Consider the following 17,244-nt stretch of genomic DNA (forward strand, 5'->3'; position numbering starts at 1 on the left):
CGTCATCTATGCGCACCTCTCCACGATCTGGGTGACAGGGCGCCGACCCGCTGCCGCCTGCTTGGCCATCGGGTTCAACATCGCGCTCGTCATGGCATCCATCTGGGCCGAGGTCAGCCGGTAGAGGCCGGTCACCACACACGTTGCCTGCCGCGACGACAGGTGCTGCGACGCCGTCAACGAACCCACGAACGTCGGCACGATCTCGTCCGCCACCCGCGCACACCCCGCCCCCACATCCGTCAGCGCCTTCTCGGTCGCCCGGGCCAACGCGGGTCGGGCCCGGAACCGCACGGCCACACACGCGGCCGCCTGCGCGTCGAGGTGCTGCTCACGCACCACCCTCGCCACCGACGCCCGAGCGTCGGCGGGCACCACCGGCGCCGTCGGCGCAGGCACCTTGGCGATCCCCGGCGAAACCACCACCGCCGTGGTCGTCGATGCCCCGCGTGCCTCCGAGTGGCCATCAGCACCGCTGCAGCCCGACGCGACCACCACCACGGCCATGCCGAGAAGAAGCCACCTACCCGCCGACTGCCGAACCATCGTCTCCCCGTTCCGCCGCTGCCGAGCCGTCTCGATCAGCCGATGCTCGCGATACGTATACGTATCACCGCACCCGAGCACAGTCGCAGGTAGCCGCCCCGACAGCCATAGGCCGAACGGCCCTTCGTCAGGATTCCTGACCAGTCGCGCCGATGGCTGCTCGATCTCCTCGGGGAACACCTTCTCGCCGCCCGCGATCGACTCGTCCGGCGTGGCCCAGCCGGAGCACGGACCGTCGTCGTCGTCGACCCATAGTCAGGTGATGACGCACGGCACCCGGTCGCGGATGCCCTCGGTGGTGCCGGTGACGCTCGTACGATCGACGCCCATGGCTGCCCACCCGACTCATGGCACCGTCGCCGCGGGCCACGAGCGGGCGGCTGACGCGGCCGCGCTCATGCTCGCCGCCGGCGGCAACGCGTTCGACGCGATCATCGCCGCCGGGTTCGCCTCCGCCGTGTGCGAACCGGGGTTCACCAGCCTCGCCGGCGGCGGGTTCCTGCTCGCCCGGACCGCGGCGGGCACCGACACCCTGTTCGACTTCTTCGTCGACACCCCCGGCCTGGGTCGACCACCGGAGAGCGCCGACCCCGTGTTCGAGGAGGTCCGGGTGTCGTTTGCGGCAGCCGAGCAGACGTTCCACTGCGGCCCCGGCTCGGTGGCGGTCCCTGGTGTCCTCGCCGGCTACCTGCACGTCCACCGCAAGCTCGGCCGGCTCCCCCTGGGCCAGGTCGTGGCCCCGGCCATCGAGCTCGCCCACGGTGGCGTCGAGGTGTCGGCCACGCAAGCGGGTGACTTCATGCTCCTGGAGCCGATCCTCGAGCGCACGCCGGGCAGCCGCGCCATCTTCTTCCCGTACGGCACGCTGCTCGGCGTCGGTGACACGCTGCACAACCACGACCTGGCCGCCTACCTGTCAGAGCTGGGCGCCCACCCCGACGCCACCTTCTACGCAGGCGAGCAGGCCGAGCGCCTCGCCGCCCAGCTGCACGCGGGTGGTGGCCTGCTCACCACCGACGACCTGGCCGCCTACCGCGTGATCGAGCGGGAGCCGCTGCGGTTCGCCTACCGCGACCGCCGGCTGCTCACCAACCCGCCACCCACGTTCGGCGGCGCGCTCCTGGGCCTCGCCCTCGCCCGCATCGACGCTGCCGGCCCCGCCCCCGCCGCGGGATCGCCGGCGCACGCCCTCCTGCTGGTCCGCACGATGGCCGAGGTCGACCGCGACCGGACCGCCGGCCACCCCGACGTGGTGGCCGCCCTGCGCGGCGACCTGGCCGACGACCCGCTCGACCGCCCCCAGGTGAGCCGGGGCACCACCCACGTCACCGTGGCCGACGCCGAGGGCAACGTGGCCGCCATGACCACCTCGAACGGCGAGTGCTCCGGCGACGTCATCGACGGCACGGGCATCCCCTGCAACAACATGCTCGGCGAGGACGACCTCCACCCCGACGGCTTCCACGCCGCGCCCCCCGGGCTCCGCGTGGCCTCGATGATGTCGCCCACCTTCGTCCTCGACCCGGCAGGCCAGGTCGAGCTGGCCCTCGGCAGCGGCGGATCGAAGCGCATCCGGTCGGCCCTGCTCCAGGTGCTCACCTCGGTCATCGACCACGGCACCGACCTCCAAGCGGCCGTCCTGGCCCCGCGCATCCACTGGGACGCCGACCACATCGAGGCCGAGCCGGGGCTCGATCCGGTCGTGCTCGCCGCGCTCGAGCAGGAGCACCGCGTCAACCAGTGGCCCGAGCCGAGCATGTACTTCGGCGGCGTGCACGCCGTGGCGCCGGGCCGGGCGGGCGCCGGCGACCCCCGACGGGGCGGCGCCGTCCGCACGGTCTGAGCCGGCGTCAGGGCTCGTGCAGGGTGGCGGCGTCGAGATCGGCGAGCTCGTCGAGCACGACCTGCCACGACGCCAGCCCGTGCCGGCACACACCGTGGAGCGGCGTCCAGCACTCGTCGGGCGCCCGGCACGACCCCTCATCGGCCCAGTCGGCCATCGTCTCGGGATCGGGTGGCGCCCACCCGCTGTTCACCTCGAACCAGGCGTGCGTGGCGGCCAGCGCCTGGGCCAGCTGCTCGGGTGTCACCGGCCGCGCCGCCAACCGCTCCGCCAGCTTCGGCGCGACCCACAGCCGCTCGGTGGGCAGCCGCCCGGACCGCGCCGCTGGTGGACGGTCGGCCGGGTCGGTCACGCCGCGAAGCCCGCCGCTCGCAAGGCGGCCCGGGTGGACCAATCGATGACGGCGCTGGCGTCGTCCTCCGACTTCCCCTCGGCGCCGCGCAGGAGGTCCCACGCCACCCAGGACAGCGACACCATGAGCGCCTCGCGCAGAAGCATCGGCTCCTCGGCAGCATCGAGCTCGGTGGCGAACACCGCATCGACCTGGGCCCCGAGGAAGCCGTGGCCGACCTCGAACTGGTTGCGGATCACCGTCGACGACGCCGCGTGCACCAGGGCGGCGCGCAGGACCGGTGTGAGCGCCTCCATCACCTCGGTGCGCTGCTTGACGAAGACCGTGACCCGCTCGTCGAGCGCCAGCGCCGGGTCGATCGGGTGGAGCAGGCCGGCGATGCGGACCGCCACCTTGGCGCCCACCGCCGAGAACAGGGCATCGAGGTCGTCGAAGTGCTGGAAGATCGAGCGGACCGACACCCCGGCGCGCTCGGCGATGCGAGGGCCGGTGGGCCGCAGGTCGCCTTCGTCGATCAGGCCCAGCGTGGCCTCGACGATGGCGTCCTTGGTGCGCACCGCCCGAGCGGTGCGGCCATCGATCGGTTCCTCGATCGGTTCGTCGAGCTCGGTCTGGGTGGACATGGGGCTCCCTGTCGCGGACACCACATCGTAGAGGCCCCGGCCCCAGAACCCCCGCCTGAGCCCATCCGGCCCCTCATCCCCATCCCCTCGCCCCTCCCCCCTCCTGAACTTGTTGCAGCCAGCGCTCCATGCGACACCCACTTCAACAAGTTCGCCAGGGCAGGGGGCGGGGGCGTGAGCCGATCGGACCCCCATCACCTGAACTTGTTGCAGCCAGTGCTCCATAGGACACCCACCGCAACAAGTTCGCTCGGGCGGCGAGGACGGGAGCCGGTGGGGCTCGGGGGCGCTCCGGCGGGAGGGGGCGTCCTCAGTCGGGGGCGATGCCGGAGCCGAGGTGCAGGACCAGGCGCCAGCGGCCGTCGACCCGTTCGAACAGGTTGACGGCGGCCACGGTCTGGGCCTGGGGCCCGGCGATCAGGTTCTCGTCGAGGCTCACCCACCCGGTGTCGCCGCGCACGGTGGCGGCCACGTTGGTGAGGATGAACTGCATGGGGTGATCGCCCTGGAACAGGGCGAACCACGAGGCGGCCACCGCCGGCCAGCCCCGCAGCGAGGCCCACCCGGGGTGCGTGCAGGCCACGTGGTCCTCGTGCAGCCACACCTCGGACATCGCATCGAGGTCGCGATCCTCGAACGCGGCGTAGAACGCGGCGTTGGCGTCCTCCAGCTCCTGCTCGAGATCGGGCATCGGCCGATCGTACCGATCCGCCCGGCGCCTCCGGCCCACCCGGCCCCGCTGTCGGACCCCCCGGGTACGGTGCGACCATGGCCTTCCAGCTCCCCACCACGCTGTCGCCCTCCAAGGTGTCGTCGTTCAAGGACTGCGCGCTCGCGTTCCGCTTCTCGGCGATCGACCAGCTGCCCGAGGAGCCGTCCATCGCCGCCACCCGCGGCACGTTGGTGCACCTGGCCCTGGAGCACCTGTTCGACCGCGAACCGCAAGACCGTGGCATCGCCGAGGCCATCGCGGATCTGGGACGAGCGCTCGAGGAGCTGCGCGAAGACCCGGATTTCAGCGGCCTGGAGCTCGACGAGGAGGCCGAGGCCACGTTCGTCGCCGAGGCCGACCGCCTGGTGCGGCGGTACTTCGAGATCGAGGATCCGAGCCAGGTGCACCCGGTCGGGCTCGAGCTCAAGCTCGAGGCCCGGGTCGACGACATCCGCATCCGCGGCATCATCGACCGGCTGGAGCTCAACGCCGATGGCGGACTGGTGGTCACCGACTACAAGACCGGGAAGTCGCCCCACACCAGCCACCAGCAGGGCCGCCTCGGCGGGGTCACCTTCTACGCCCTGCTGTGCCAGGAGCTCTTCGGCGTGCTCCCCGCCCAGGTGCAGCTGATCTACCTGGGCGACGGGCTCACCATCACCACCGAGCCCACCGAGCAGGCCATCCGGGCGCTCAAGGCCAAGCTGCGGGCGCTGTGGCAGGCCATCTCCCTCGCCTGCGAGAAGGAGGACTTCCGTCCGCGCCCCGGCCCGCTGTGCAACTGGTGCTCGTTCCGGGCCTACTGCCCGGCCCAGGGCGGAGACCTGAGCCTGGTCGACGCCTACGTTGCCGAACGTACGGCTGCGGCATCGTGAGCGCCGCCCCCTAGGGTTCCACGATGCCCGACCCGGTCGAACCCGAACCGCTGCTCGACCCGCCGTCCTCGCCGGTCGATCGCTTCGACCAGGCGGTCGATGCCGCTTGGGGCCGGGTCTTCCGCGGCCACCCGCTCGCCGACCGCGTCTTCTACATCGCCTCGCAGGTCGGCGACTTCAGCGTGATCTGGCTGATCATCGCCGCCGCCGACGGCCTCCGCTCCGACGAAGACGCCGATGCGTCCATCCGCCTCGGCCTCCTGCTGCTCGCCGAGTCGGCCCTCGTCAACCAGGGCATCAAGCGCCTCGTCCGCCGGCCGCGTCCGGCCTCGCTCGAGGAGCACCCGCACCACGTGCGCCTCCCCCGCACCTCCAGCTTCCCCAGCGGGCACGCCAGCTCGGCCCTCGCCGCCGCCGGGATCATGAGCCACCGCCACCCCAAGGCCGCTCCCCTCCTCTACGGGCTGGCGGCCATCGTGGCCACCAGCCGGGTGCACGTGAAGGTGCACCACGCGTCCGACATCATCGCCGGCGCCGCGATCGGCATCACGTTCGCCAAGGTGGCGGAGCGCGTGTGGCCGGCCCCGCCGCGTGGCTGACAGAAGGCGCCGTCGCCGATCGGCGCGCGTAGGTTGCAACCGATGAGCGCCGACCCGAACGACGGCACCTCCGAGCGGATGTCCGACGTCGAAGCCCTCATGTGGAGCCTCGACGCCGACCCGGTGCTGTCGTCGACCTTCGCCAACATCACGTTCTTCGACATCGCCCCCGATCCGGAGCGCCTGCGCCGCCGCCTGTGGCGGGCCACCCGCGTCGTCCCCCGCCTGCGGCGCCGCGTGGTCGACAGCTTCGGCCCGGGAACGCCCGTGTGGGAGGACGATCCCACCTTCGACCTCGACACCCACCTGCGGTGGGTCGAGCTGCCGGCGGGCGCCACCGACGCCGATGCCCGGGCGCTGGCCGTCCAGATCGCAGCGACGCCGTTCGACCGGACCCGTCCGCTGTGGGAGTTCACGGTGATCGACGGCCTGCCCGATGGGCGGGCGGCGATGGTGCAGAAGATGCACCACACCATCACCGACGGCAAGGGCGGCATCCGCATGTCGGTCGAGTTCATCGACGCCGAGCGCGATGCGCCCGAGCCGCCGCAGGTCGGCGATGGCCCCCCACCGGCGCCCGCACGCCCGCCCTGGGCCGGAGCCGTCGACGCGGTGAGCGGGATCCCCCGTCGGGGCGCCGACGTCGTCCGCCGCCTGGCCGGCACCGCCACCGACTGGGCGCGCGACCCGCTGCAGGTCGCCTCGCTGCTCGCCGCGCTGCCGGCCGAGACGGCCGCCACCACCCGCTCGCTCGTCCGCCAGCTCGGCGTGGTCGACAGCCACCGGTCGCCGCTGTGGTCGGGGCGGTCGCTCGACCGCGGGCTCGAGACGTTCGAGGTGTCGCTCGCCGACGCCAAGGCGGCGGCCACCGCGCTCGGCGGATCGGTCAACGACCTCTTCGTCGCCGCCGCAGCCGGCGGCTCGGGCAGCTACCACCGCCGTGAGGGCGTCGGCGTGGCCGAGCTGCGCATGTCGATGCCGGTCAGCACGCGCACCGACCGTTCACCGGGCGGAAACGCGTTCACGCCCACCCGGGTGCTCGTCCCGCTCACCGAAGACCCCGCCACGAGGTTCGCTGAGGTCCACGAGCGACTCGCGGTCACCAAGACCGAGCGGGCCATGGGGCTCACCACCTCCCTCGCCGGGCTGGTGAACCTGCTACCGCAGCCCATGCTCGTGCGCCTCGCCCGCCAGCAGGTGCTCACGGTCGACTTCGCCACCTCGAACGTGCGGGCGGCGCCGTTCGACCTCTTCATCGCCGGGGCCCTGATCACGGGCAACTACCCGCTCGGCCCCATCGCCGGCACCGCGTGGAACCTCACCACGATGAGCTACCGCGGAGACCTCGACCTGGGCCTGCACGTGGATCTGGCCGCGATCCCCAGGCCAGAGCAGCTGCGCGACGACATCGCGGCCTCGTTCGCCGAGCTGATCGCGCTGGGCACCCCGAAGCGCCGTCGGCGCCGCTGACCAGCAGGGAAGGGCGCGTCGAACGCGCCCAGGGTCGCCGGAGGGCTAGACGCCCGTAGCAACAGGGAGGGGGGCGGGAGCGGTGGCCAACAGGAGCCGCAGGTCCAAGAGCAGGTCTGCCACCTCATCGGAGGAGACGAGCGCTCGTTGCTGCATGGTTCCCAGGGCCTGGTCGATCACGACCAACGCTTCCTGGATGACGATCTCTGGCACAGCAGTCTCGGTCACGAACGCCACCTTACCGGTACGGCACCCGAAACGACGCGCACGTTGCTGCCGCGGACAGGTCGGCGCCAGCATCCCGAAACACCCGACCGGCGGCTACAAGCCGCGGTCGACCACCCCGTACCCTGGCCGCCGTGCCGTACGAGATCATCAGCCGCATCGGTCGGGGCGGCATGGGCGTGGTCGATCTGGCGCAGGACGAGGCCGGCAACCGCGTGGCGCTCAAGCGCCTCTCGCTGCACGGAACGCCCGAGGAGCTGACCAAGGCGCGGCTGCGCATCCGCCGCGAGGCCGAGGTGCTGCAGCAGCTCCAGCACCCCGGGGTGGTGCGGCTCCGCGAGGTCATCGACGAAGACGACGACCTCATCTTGGTGATGGACTTCCTGCCGGGCGGCAACCTCGCCCAGCGGGTCGCCGAGCACGGACCGCTCCCGGCCGACGAGGTCGAGCGGCTGGCCGACCACCTCCTCGATGCCCTCGCCGCCGCGCACCGCCAGGGCATCGTCCACCGCGACATCAAGCCGGCCAACGTGCTGTTCGACGATCAGGGCGACCCCCACCTCGCCGACTTCGGCGTGGCCGTGCACCGCGACGCCACCCCCGGCCTCACCGCCACCGAGATGGTGGTGGGCACGCCAGGGTTCATGTCGCCCGAGCAGGCCCGCGGCGAGGACGCCACCGCGGCGTCCGACGTGTTCTGCCTCGGCGCCACCCTCCTGTTCGCCGCCACCGGCGCGGGACCGTTCGGGGCCGGCGACCCGCGCCTGCTGCTCATGCGGGCGGCGGCCGGTCGCACGGAGAAGGCCCCCAAGACCCTCCCGCCCGAGCTCCGCCGCCGCATCGACGCCATGCTCGCCAAGGACCCGGCCGCCCGCCCGTCGGCGGCCGAAGCCCGTGGCGGGACCGACGGCACCGAGCCCCGCACCGTCGTCCGCCGCGCCTGGGCGGCGCGCAACTCCCGGGCCCTCGTCGGCGGCACCGCCCTGGTGCTGCTGCTGATGGGGGGCGCGGCCTTCGTGCTGGTCGGCGGCGACGGCAACAGCGCCGCCCCCAGGACCACGCCCACCACCGCTCCCGCCACCACCACCTCCACCACCGCGCCGTGCACGCCGCTGCCCTTCCAGCCCTGCGGTGAGCAGCCCGCCCCCAACACCGACGGCAAGGCGTGCCTCGAGGGCTTCGCCGACTACGACGGCGACGCCGCCAACGGCTGCGAGGCCAAGGCCGACGACCTCGGCACCGACAGCCCGCTCGACGGCGAGCTGGTCGCCAACCTGGTGCCCGCCAACGACTCCGACACCTACCTGCTCAAGGTCGGTGACGGCATCCAGCTCACCTGCGACGGCGCGCTCCACGTCACGCTCACCGCCCCCAAGGGCGTCAGCCAGCGGGTCACCGTGTTCGACGGGTCGGGCACGCTGGGCACGGCGGTGAGCGGCGACGGCGAGCCCGCCACCGTGACCATCGGCGACCCGAACTGCTTCTTCGACGACGCCACCACCCTGCGCGTGCAGGTCGAGTCGGTGGGCACCGACCGCAGCCCCGCCGACTACACGCTGACGGCCACCGGCAGCTTCTGAGCGAGCCGCCCGAGCCCGCGTCCTAGGGTCGCGGCCATGGCTCACCCCAAGCTCGGATTCACGTTCGCCAGCCTCATGCCGCTCGGCCCCGCCCTGGCCATCGAGACCGCCCAGCAGGCCTCCGCGCTCGGCTACCGCTCGTTCTGGACGGCCGAGACCACGGGCCCCGAGGCGTTCTCGCTGCTGGCCGCGGCTGGCGCCGCCGCCCCGGGCATGGACCTCGGCACCGGCGTGCTCGCCCTCCAGCTGCGCACCCCGATGGTGACGGCGATGGGGGCGGCCACCCTGCAGGCGCTGCACCCCGATGCCGACATCCTGCTGGGCGTCGGCATCTCGTCGCCCGTCGTCACCAGCCGCTGGCACGGCGTCGACTACGGCGAGCGCCCCCTCGCCCGGGTGCGCGAGTACGTCACGCTGGTCAAGGCGTGCCTTTCGGGCGAGAAGGTCGACTTCGACGGCGAATTCTACCGGGTGAAGGGCTTCCGCCTCGGGCTCAAGCTGGGCGAGAAGAAGCCGAAGGTCGTGGTGGGCGCGCTCAACCCGGCCATGTTGAAGCTGGCCGGCGAGGTGGCCGACGGCGTGCTCCTCAACTACCTCCCCGCCTCGCACGTCGCCTGGTCGGTCGAGCAGGTCCGTGCCGGTGGCGACGCCGAGATCTACGGGTACGTCCACGCGGGTGTGGGCGACCGCGAGCAGGGCCTCGACAAGGCCCGCCGAGACCTGTTCTCCTACGCCGTGGTCGACGCCTACGCCGCCAACTTCCGGCGCGCCGGGTTCGGCGACGAGGTCGACGAGATCCGTGAGCACCACGCGGCCGGCGACCGAGAGGGCGCCCTCGCCGCCGTGTCCGACCGGATGTGCGACGCCATCGACGTCCTGGGCGACGCCGACACCGTCCGCGATGCGGTGCGCGCCTACGTCGACGCCGGGGTCGACGTGCCCGTGCTGATGCCGCTCCCGTGGGGCGGTGACCGCCGGCAGGTGATCACCGCCACGATGGAGGCGGCGGCCTCGGCCTGACGGCCGCCGGTCCGCGTCAGACCCGCTCGGTAGGGTTCGGGCATGGAGCTGAACGATCGCATCGCAGTGGTCACGGGCGGCGCCCGGGGCATCGGGCTCGCCCTGGCCGAGGCCTTCCTCGCCGAGGGGGCCCGAGCGGTGGCGATCGCCGATCTGGTGCAGGCCGACGTCGACGCCGCCGTCGCGCAGCTGGGCGACCGCGCCACCGGCTTCGTGGTCGACGTCTCGGACCGGACGGCCGTCGCCGGGCTCGTCGCCCAGGTCGAGGACCAGCTCGGCCCGATCGATCTGATGGTCAGCAACGCCGGCATCGGCGCCGGCACCGGGGTCGACACCACCGACGAGGTGTGGGACCGGATCTGGAAGGTCAACGTGCTGGCCCACGTGTACGCGGCCGAGGCGGTCCTCCCGTCGATGCTCGCCCGCGGCCAGGGGTACCTCCTGTCCACCGCGTCGGCGGCCGGGCTGCTCACCCAGATCGGCGACCTGCCGTACTCCGCCACCAAGCACGCCGCCGTGGCGGTCGCCGAGTGGCTGGCCATCACCTACGGCACCCAGGGCATCACCGTGTCGTGCCTCTGCCCCCAAGGGGTCCGCACCGACCTCATCGCCCACGCGCTGGGCCACACCTCGGTGGAGACGGTCGTCGCCCAGGGCCTGATCGAGCCGTCCGATGTGGCCGAGTCGGTGATCGCCGGCCTGCGCGCCGAGCAGTTCCTGATCCTCCCCCACCCCGAGGTGGCCGAGTACTACCTCCGCCGGGCCACCGACACGGATCGCTGGCTCGGGGGCATGGCCCGCCTCCAGGCCCGGATCCTGGGGGCGCTCGAGGACGCGCCGCCGGCGCCGGGATGAGCAAGCGCACCTCGCCCATCGACGACCGCCTGGCCGAGATCGGCCTGGAGATCGGCCAGATCGTCCGCTACCTCGGCACGTCCGACAAGCGGTACCGGGAGGGCGTGGTGCTGCGCCGCGAGCGCGACGGGTCGGTGGGCCTGCGAGACGAGCGGGGCCGAGCGCGCGCCATCACCGTCGAGCGCATCGAGGTCCGGGTGGTCGGGCCGCGCGGCGGCGAGCAGTGGCTCCCGCTCACCGACACCGGTGGCGGCTTCCAGCTCGGCCTGTTCTGACGCGCCGATGGACCGCCCCACCATCGAGGTCTACGAGCAGGAGGGCGCCGGGTACGCGGTGCGCCGCGGGGTCCAGCGCCCCGAACGGGCCGAGGCGTTCGCACGCCGGGTGACGCCGGGGGGTCGGCGCCTCGACCTCGGGTGCGGCCCCGGGCACTACCTCCCGCTGCTCGGCCGCCCCGCGGTCGCCGCCGATGCCGCCCACGCCATGGTGCTCGCCGCCCACGCCCTCGCTCCCGAGGTGCCCGCGGTCCGGGCCGACCTGACCGATCTGCCGTTCGACCGGGGCGCGTTCGCGGGGGTCTGGGCCTCGAAGGCGCACCAGCACCTCACCGCGGCCGAGCTCCCGCTCGCGCTGGGCGACGTGCACCGGGTCCTCGAGGTCGGCGGCACCCTCGAGCTGACCATGTTCGCCACCCGCACCGGCGCGCCCACGTCCGAGGAGGTCACCCGGGCCGACAGCGGCGACGACCTCCCCGGCCGCCGCTTCACCTGGTGGGACCCGGACCACCTGGCTGCCGTGGTGGCCGCGGCCGGCTTCGGCATCGACGCGCTGGCCCTCACCGACCGCACCGACGACGACCACGCCCGCATCGAGCTCACCGCCACCGCCCGCCGCGCCCTGCCCGACCACGTGGGTGCGGGGATGCGGCTGCTGTGCTGCGGGCTCAACCCGTCGCTCCACGCCGCCGATGCAGGGGTGGGCTACGTCACCGGCAACAACCGGTTCTGGCCGGCCCTCGCCGCCGCCGGGCTCTCCACGAGCGACCGGGACCCGCGCCGCCTGCTCCGCCACGACCGCATCGGGATGACCGACCTCGTCAAGCGGGCCACGCCGCGGGCCGACGAGCTGAGGCGAGACGAGTACCGGGCGGGCGCCGAGCGGTTGCAGGCCCTGTGCGAGTGGCTCCGGCCCGAGGCCCTGGCGGTGGTCGGGCTGGCGGGCTGGCGCGCCGGGGTGGACCGGAAGGCCCAGGTCGGTTGGCAGCCCGAGCGGCTGGGCCCGACCCCCGTCTACGTGCTCCCTTCCACCAGCGGGCTCAACGCCGGCACCTCCCTCGCCCAGCTCGTCGACCACCTCCGAGCCGCCGCGGCCGGCCCGCCGCCGGACGGCGGCTAGCCGCGCGCCAGGCAACGTTCACCGAACCCTGCGCGGAACGAGGCAGGTGGGCTGCGACACTGGTCCCATGGCACGTCGCACGAAGATCATCGCCACCATCGGTCCCGCGTCTGATTCCGAGGGGACGATCAAGGACCTCGCCGAGGCCGGGATGGACGTGGCCCGCATCGGCCTCGCCCACGGCTCCCTCGACGAGGCCATCGAGAAGTTCCGGCGCGTGCGGCGCGTGGAGGCGTCTCTGGGCCGTCCCATCGGCGTGATGGTCGACCTCCCCGGCCCCAAGGTGCGCGCCGGCCACATGCCCGAAGAGGGCCTGCCGGTGGATCAGGGCGACATCATCCACCTGAGCCCCGGCAACGAGGGCTCCACCGCCAAGATGATCCACGTCGACCACGAGGGCCTGCTCACCGACCTGCACGTCGGCGACCGGGTGGCGTTCGGCGACGGCGTGGTCATGGCCGAGGTGATCGACCGCAACGCCGATCGGCTCGAGGCCCGCATCACCCACGGCGGCCTGCTCCAGGGCCGCCCCGGCGTCCACATCCCCTCCGACCGCCTGCGGATCTCCTCGCCCACCGCCGACGACCTCCACATGCTCGACGCCTTCATCGAGGAGGGCATCGACATCGTCGCCATCTCCTTCGTCCGCTCGGCGCACGACATCCGCCGCGTCGGCGTCGAGCCCCACCCGCGCGGCCCGCTCGTCGTCGCCAAGATCGAGACCCGCGCCGCCGTCGACAACCTCGACAGCATCATCGAGGCCTCCGGCGCGGTGATGATCGCCCGTGGCGACCTCGGCGCCGAGATGCCCATCGAGGAGCTGCCGCACCTCCAGAAGCGCATCATCCAGCGCTGCATCACGCTGGGCCGACCCGCGATCACCGCCACCCAGATGCTCGAGTCGATGGTCACCGCGCCCACGCCCACCCGGGCCGAGGCCTCCGACATCGCCAACGCCGTGTTCGACGGCTCCAGCGCCCTCATGCTCTCGGGCGAGTCGGCCGTCGGCCACGACCCGGTCAACGCGGTGGCCACCATGGCCCGCATCGCCGCTCGTGCCGACGACGAGTTCGACTACGACGCCTGGGGCGCTCGGGTGCACGAGATCGCATCCACCATGGAGCCCCACATCGACGACACCGTCACGCTGGGCATGACCAACGCCGCCTGGCGCGCCGCGCTCGAGACCGGGGCCAGCGCCATCATCTGCATCACCCACACCGGGTTCACCGTGCGCTCCATCGCCCGCTTCCGGCCGCAGGCCAAGATCCTCGGGTTCTCCACCGATCCCCAGACCCTCCGCCAGCTCTCGCTCAGCTGGGGCGCCACCCCGCAGCTGCTCGACGTCGACTACCAAGCCGACAACGTGATCGGCCGCGTCGTCGAGCAGGCCCGGGAGCACGGGCTCATCCGCCGCGGCGATCTGGTCGCCGTGCTGTCGGGCTCGCGGGAGTACCCCGGCCAGGCCACCGACTCCCTGCGCCTCATCCCCATCCGCTGAGCTCCGCGACATTTCCGCTTCAGGTGGAGGCCGGACCGGCCGAGAACCCTGCCAAGCGATGCACCGTCGTCCCTGGCGACCGCAGTACCCCCACCGCGCTTTCGAGGACCCCATGCCGATGATGCGACGCGGACCACTGGACCGCTATCCCCCGGAGTGGGTGCTCCGGCAGGCCAACGCGCACCAGGTCACAGGCACCATCGAGTTCCACGGCGCCGCGCCGGCCACCTTCTACCTCGACGGGGGCCACATCTACGCAGCCGCGCCGGGCGTCGACGTGGCCGAGGACACCCTCGTGCACCCCGCCACCGCCGATGAGGTCGCGGCCCGCCGGCAGGTGGTGGCCCTCCTGGCGGCCGTGCTCGACACCGACGGCGGCTGGTACTTCCACGATCCGCTCGGCCAGCACCCGGGCCGGGGCGCGTGGCGCTGGGAGACGGCGACGCTGCTCATGGAGACCCGCGCCAAGACCCATGCCGACCAGACGCTCGCGCCGTGGTCGGATCGGCGCGTCGAGCTCGAGGGCAGCTCCACCTCGTCGATCACGCTCGGCACCGACGCCTGGTCGGTGGTCGTGGCCCTGGCGCGCGAGACGTCGGCGGTCGAGCTGCGCGACCGGTTGGGATGGAACCCCGGCCGCCTGCTCGCGGCCCTGGCCGAGATCGAGCAGACCGGCGCGCTGGGGCCCGACCCCGCATGGGGGGCCCTGCACACCGCGGATGCCGAGCAGGCCACGCCGGCCCCCGCCGCTCCGCCGGAGCCGGTCCCGGAGCCCAGCCTGTCGGGCCGCCACCGCGGCCCGTTGGCGCCGCCGCCGGTCCTTCCCGGCGCGGGCGGCGGTTCCCAGCGGCGGCGCAAGCTCACCGGACGGCGACCCGGCGGGTCCTGATCCCTGGCGGGCCGGTCGGGCATGATCGTCCCGGTGCTGCTCGAACGACGAACGATCCTCGTGACCGGGGTGCTGACGCCCTCCTCCATCGCGTTCACCTGCGCCCGGGTCGCCCAGGAGCAGGGCGCCACCGTGGTCCTCACCTCCTTCGGGCGGGCGTTGGCCACCACCGGCCGGGCCGCCCGCAAGCTGCCCGTCGAGCCCGCGATCCTCGAGCTCGATGTGGCCGACCAGGCGCACCTCGACGCGCTGGCCCCCCAGATCGCTGAGCGCTTCGGCCGCCTCGACGGTGTCGTGCACGCGGTCGGGTACGCGCCGGCGGCCTGCCTCGGCCAGGACGACGGCCTGTTCGCGGCCACCTGGGACGAGGTGGCCACCGCCCTGCAGATCTCCACGTGGTCGCTCCCCGCGCTGGCCAAGGCGGTGCTGCCCGTCCTGGCCGACCGCAGCTCGATCGTGGGGCTCGACTTCGATGCCACCGTCGCCTGGCCCGCCTACGACTGGATGGGCGTGGCCAAGGCCGGCCTGGAATCGGCGAGCCGGTACCTCGCCCGAGACCTCGGCCCGCAGGGCGTGCGCGTCAACCTCGTCGCCGCCGGACCGCTGCGCACGGTGGCGGCCCGCAGCATCCCCGGCTTCCGCCAGATCGACGCCGTCTGGCAGGACCGGGCCCCGCTGGGATGGGACGTCGACGACCCGGAGCCGGCGGCCAAGGCCGTGGTGGCCCTTCTGAGCGATTGGTTCCCCGCCACCACCGGGGAGATCGTCCACGTCGACGGCGGGGTCCACGCCGTCGGCGCCGCCGGGCCGTCCTAGGAGACGAGCTGGTAGATCTCGACCGCGTTGCCGGCCGGATCGTTGAGGAACGCCTGCAGGCCAGGCCCGACGGGTGACGGGTCGGTGATGGTGATGTCCTTGTTGCGCAGCTCGGCCACCGTGGCGGGCAGGTCGGCTACCTGCAGGGCGAGGTGCTGGCCCAGGTTCTGGGGCGTGGGCGCATGGATCAGGTGGATCTGCTGACCGGCCGCGTCGAGCCAGGCGCCGTCGAAGCCGAAGTCGGGCCGGTCCGTCCGCTCCACCAGGCCCAGCACGCCGAGGTAGAAGTCGAGGGCGGCGGGCACGTCGTCGACGTTGATGGACACGTGGTGGATCCCGAGCGGCTGCATGATTCGAGTCTCGCGCCGCGCCGGCGGGGCTGCACCCGGGGACGGGCCGCTCACCGTGGCAGCATGCGCCGATGGAGCTGGACGAACTGCGCACGATCCGCCTGGAGCGCGACGGCGGCGTCGCCATCGTCACCCTCGACCGCCCCGACCGCATGAACGCCTGGACCGGGCGCATGCACACCGAGTACCTGGAGGTGTTCGCCCGCCTCGAGGCCGACCCCACCGTGCGCGCCGCGGTGGTCACCGGCGCCGGCCGGGCGTTCTGCGCCGGCGCCGACACCTCGGCGCTCGAGGGCCACGTGGCCGCCGGGGGCTACGACCGCGGGCTCCCGCCTGAGCCGGCCACGCCCGGGCACGGCGTGCGGACCGAGTACGACCACGCGTTCGCCTGGCACTACGGGCTGCGGTTCCCGGTGGTCGCCGCCGTCAACGGTGCAGCGGCCGGCGTGGGCCTGGTGCTCGCCTGCTACTGCGACCTCCGGTTCGTGGCCGACGAGGCCAAGCTCACCACCTCGGCGCCGCGCCTCGGGCTCCCCGCCGAGTACGGCCTGTCGTGGGTGCTCCCCCGCCTCGTCGGCACCGGCCACGCCGCCGACCTCCTCATCTCGAGCCGGGTCGTGCGCGGGCCCGAGGCCGAGCGCATGGGCCTGGCCAACCGATCGCTCCCGGCCGCCGACGTGCTGCCCGCCGCGCTCAACTGGGCCCGGGCCGTGGCCACCGAGGTGTCGCCGGCATCGGCCGCCCTGGCGAAGGCCCAGCTGTACGCCGACCTCCACCGCGACGTCGGCCAGTCGGTGGCCACGTCCGAGCGGCTCCTCGACGAGACCATCGCCGGCGCCGACTACGCCGAGGGCGTGGCCGCGTGGATGGCTCGCCGGCCGCCAGCGTTCGCCGACCTGCCCGCCGGCCCGGGCCCGCGGCTGTGACCACCGACGGCCCGGTCTCGCCGACCGACGGCACCGACGGTGGGTTCGACGGCGCCGCCGCGGCCCGGCCCTTCCTGGTGGTCGCCGCCCTGGTGGCGGTCATGTGGGCGGTCGAGCTCGTCGACCTGCTCCCCCACACGAACCTCGACCGGTGGGGCATCCGGCCCCGCCAGGTGCGCGGGCTGCCGGGCATCGTGTTCGCGCCGTTCCTGCACGACGGCTTCGGGCACCTGATCGGCAACACCATCCCGTTCCTCGTCCTCGGCTGCGTCATCGCTGCCAGCGGCCTCAGGCGGTTCCTCGAGGTGACGGTCATCGTCGGGCTGGTGGCCGGGCTGGGCACGTGGCTGGTCGGCCCGGCGCACACGGTCCACATCGGGGCCAGCGGTCTGGTCTTCGGCTACCTCACGTACCTCGTGACCCGCGGCGTGTTCCAGCGCCACCTCGGCCAGATCATCCTCGGCCTCGTCGTGCTGTTCTTCTACGGGAGCATCCTGTGGGGCCTGCTCCCCCGCCCCGGCATCTCGTGGCAGGGCCACGTCTTCGGCGCCATCGGCGGCGTTCTGGCGGCGTGGGTGATCCACGGTCGCGGCCACGATCCCGACGCCCCCGACGACACCTCCGCCACCCCGAGCGGTGGGTCGATCTGAGCCGCACCTCGCCGCCG

The 17,244-nt window shown here is 73.4% G+C and carries 20 protein-coding genes; 14 read left to right on the forward strand and 6 right to left on the reverse strand.

Annotated elements, in window-relative coordinates:
* Nucleotides 1–6: 6 nt before the first annotated feature.
* On the reverse strand, nucleotides 7–507 hold the full coding sequence (locus tag ACPPVX_RS02325) for a hypothetical protein (protein ID WP_426573272.1): 501 nt from the start codon (nucleotides 505–507) through the stop codon (nucleotides 7–9).
* Nucleotides 508–874: 367 nt separating this feature from the next.
* Here ACPPVX_RS02325 and ACPPVX_RS02330 point away from each other — a divergent pair, with 367 nt between their 5' ends.
* Nucleotides 875–2,389, forward strand: coding sequence for a gamma-glutamyltransferase family protein (locus ACPPVX_RS02330; protein WP_426573273.1), 1,515 nt, complete (start codon nucleotides 875–877; stop codon nucleotides 2,387–2,389).
* Nucleotides 2,390–2,396: 7 nt separating this feature from the next.
* On the opposite strand, the gene ACPPVX_RS02335 is transcribed toward ACPPVX_RS02330, so the two are convergent.
* From ACPPVX_RS02335 to ACPPVX_RS02345, 3 genes are all read right to left on the reverse strand, one after another.
* On the reverse strand, nucleotides 2,397–2,741 hold the full coding sequence (locus ACPPVX_RS02335; RefSeq protein ID WP_426573274.1) for a hypothetical protein: 345 nt from the start codon (nucleotides 2,739–2,741) through the stop codon (nucleotides 2,397–2,399).
* Nucleotides 2,738–3,364 carry a TetR/AcrR family transcriptional regulator gene (locus tag ACPPVX_RS02340; protein WP_426573275.1) on the reverse strand — a complete coding sequence of 209 codons (627 nt, stop codon included), beginning with the start codon at nucleotides 3,362–3,364 and terminating at the stop codon, nucleotides 2,738–2,740. The genes ACPPVX_RS02335 and ACPPVX_RS02340 overlap by 4 nt, the downstream gene beginning before the upstream one ends.
* Nucleotides 3,365–3,674: 310 nt before the next feature.
* Complete coding sequence (locus ACPPVX_RS02345; protein ID WP_426573276.1) at nucleotides 3,675–4,055, reverse strand: nuclear transport factor 2 family protein; 381 nt, start codon at nucleotides 4,053–4,055, stop codon at nucleotides 3,675–3,677.
* A gap of 77 nt (nucleotides 4,056–4,132) precedes the next feature.
* Here ACPPVX_RS02345 and ACPPVX_RS02350 point away from each other — a divergent pair, with 77 nt between their 5' ends.
* From ACPPVX_RS02350 to ACPPVX_RS02360, 3 genes are read left to right on the forward strand one after another with little or no spacing between them, the layout of a single operon-like run.
* A complete protein-coding gene (locus ACPPVX_RS02350) occupies nucleotides 4,133–4,951 on the forward strand; it encodes a RecB family exonuclease (protein WP_426573277.1) in 819 nt (272 codons plus the stop codon).
* A 23-nt stretch (nucleotides 4,952–4,974) separates the two neighbouring features.
* Complete coding sequence (locus tag ACPPVX_RS02355; RefSeq protein ID WP_426573278.1) at nucleotides 4,975–5,550, forward strand: phosphatase PAP2 family protein; 576 nt, start codon at nucleotides 4,975–4,977, stop codon at nucleotides 5,548–5,550.
* 42 nt (nucleotides 5,551–5,592) lie between these two features.
* Nucleotides 5,593–7,020 carry a wax ester/triacylglycerol synthase domain-containing protein gene (locus ACPPVX_RS02360; protein WP_426573279.1) on the forward strand — a complete coding sequence of 476 codons (1,428 nt, stop codon included), beginning with the start codon at nucleotides 5,593–5,595 and terminating at the stop codon, nucleotides 7,018–7,020.
* Nucleotides 7,021–7,065: 45 nt separating this feature from the next.
* Here the strand turns inward: ACPPVX_RS02360 and ACPPVX_RS02365 are convergent, their stop codons facing one another.
* Complete coding sequence (locus ACPPVX_RS02365) at nucleotides 7,066–7,248, reverse strand: hypothetical protein (RefSeq protein ID WP_426573280.1); 183 nt, start codon at nucleotides 7,246–7,248, stop codon at nucleotides 7,066–7,068.
* A gap of 131 nt (nucleotides 7,249–7,379) precedes the next feature.
* Here ACPPVX_RS02365 and ACPPVX_RS02370 point away from each other — a divergent pair, with 131 nt between their 5' ends.
* The 8 genes from ACPPVX_RS02370 to fabI all read left to right on the forward strand — a co-directional run bounded on the left by ACPPVX_RS02370 (nucleotide 7,380) and on the right by fabI (nucleotide 15,301).
* A complete protein-coding gene (locus tag ACPPVX_RS02370; RefSeq protein ID WP_426573281.1) occupies nucleotides 7,380–8,825 on the forward strand; it encodes a serine/threonine-protein kinase in 1,446 nt (481 codons plus the stop codon).
* A 36-nt stretch (nucleotides 8,826–8,861) separates the two neighbouring features.
* Nucleotides 8,862–9,845, forward strand: a complete 984-nt coding sequence (locus ACPPVX_RS02375; RefSeq protein ID WP_426573282.1) for an LLM class F420-dependent oxidoreductase — start codon at nucleotides 8,862–8,864, stop codon at nucleotides 9,843–9,845.
* Between the two features lie 42 nt (nucleotides 9,846–9,887).
* On the forward strand, nucleotides 9,888–10,700 hold the full coding sequence (locus ACPPVX_RS02380) for an SDR family oxidoreductase (RefSeq protein WP_426573283.1): 813 nt from the start codon (nucleotides 9,888–9,890) through the stop codon (nucleotides 10,698–10,700).
* Complete coding sequence (locus ACPPVX_RS02385) at nucleotides 10,697–10,975, forward strand: hypothetical protein (RefSeq protein WP_426573284.1); 279 nt, start codon at nucleotides 10,697–10,699, stop codon at nucleotides 10,973–10,975. The genes ACPPVX_RS02380 and ACPPVX_RS02385 overlap by 4 nt, the downstream gene beginning before the upstream one ends.
* A gap of 7 nt (nucleotides 10,976–10,982) precedes the next feature.
* Nucleotides 10,983–12,095 carry a methyltransferase domain-containing protein gene (locus tag ACPPVX_RS02390; protein WP_426573285.1) on the forward strand — a complete coding sequence of 371 codons (1,113 nt, stop codon included), beginning with the start codon at nucleotides 10,983–10,985 and terminating at the stop codon, nucleotides 12,093–12,095.
* A 67-nt stretch (nucleotides 12,096–12,162) separates the two neighbouring features.
* Complete coding sequence (pyk, locus tag ACPPVX_RS02395; protein ID WP_426573286.1) at nucleotides 12,163–13,596, forward strand: pyruvate kinase; 1,434 nt, start codon at nucleotides 12,163–12,165, stop codon at nucleotides 13,594–13,596.
* 160 nt (nucleotides 13,597–13,756) lie between these two features.
* Nucleotides 13,757–14,485: a hypothetical protein gene (locus ACPPVX_RS02400; protein ID WP_426573287.1), complete on the forward strand. Its 729-nt coding sequence runs from the start codon at nucleotides 13,757–13,759 to the stop codon at nucleotides 14,483–14,485.
* 33 nt (nucleotides 14,486–14,518) lie between these two features.
* Nucleotides 14,519–15,301 (forward strand): enoyl-ACP reductase FabI, encoded by a 783-nt coding sequence (gene fabI / locus ACPPVX_RS02405; protein ID WP_426573288.1) that lies wholly within the window; start codon nucleotides 14,519–14,521, stop codon nucleotides 15,299–15,301.
* On the opposite strand, the gene ACPPVX_RS02410 is transcribed toward fabI, so the two are convergent.
* Nucleotides 15,298–15,651 (reverse strand): VOC family protein, encoded by a 354-nt coding sequence (locus tag ACPPVX_RS02410; protein WP_426573289.1) that lies wholly within the window; start codon nucleotides 15,649–15,651, stop codon nucleotides 15,298–15,300. The two genes, fabI and ACPPVX_RS02410, sit on opposite strands and share 4 nt — an antisense overlap.
* Nucleotides 15,652–15,722: 71 nt before the next feature.
* Here ACPPVX_RS02410 and ACPPVX_RS02415 point away from each other — a divergent pair, with 71 nt between their 5' ends.
* Nucleotides 15,723–16,577 (forward strand): enoyl-CoA hydratase-related protein, encoded by an 855-nt coding sequence (locus tag ACPPVX_RS02415; RefSeq protein WP_426573290.1) that lies wholly within the window; start codon nucleotides 15,723–15,725, stop codon nucleotides 16,575–16,577.
* Nucleotides 16,574–17,227 (forward strand): rhomboid family intramembrane serine protease, encoded by a 654-nt coding sequence (locus ACPPVX_RS02420; protein ID WP_426573291.1) that lies wholly within the window; start codon nucleotides 16,574–16,576, stop codon nucleotides 17,225–17,227. Before ACPPVX_RS02415 ends, ACPPVX_RS02420 begins: the two co-directional genes overlap by 4 nt.
* Nucleotides 17,228–17,244 lie beyond the last annotated feature (17 nt).

This window comes from Aquihabitans sp. McL0605, from assembly GCF_049993875.1.
Taxonomy (GTDB): Bacteria; Actinomycetota; Acidimicrobiia; order Acidimicrobiales; family Iamiaceae; genus Aquihabitans.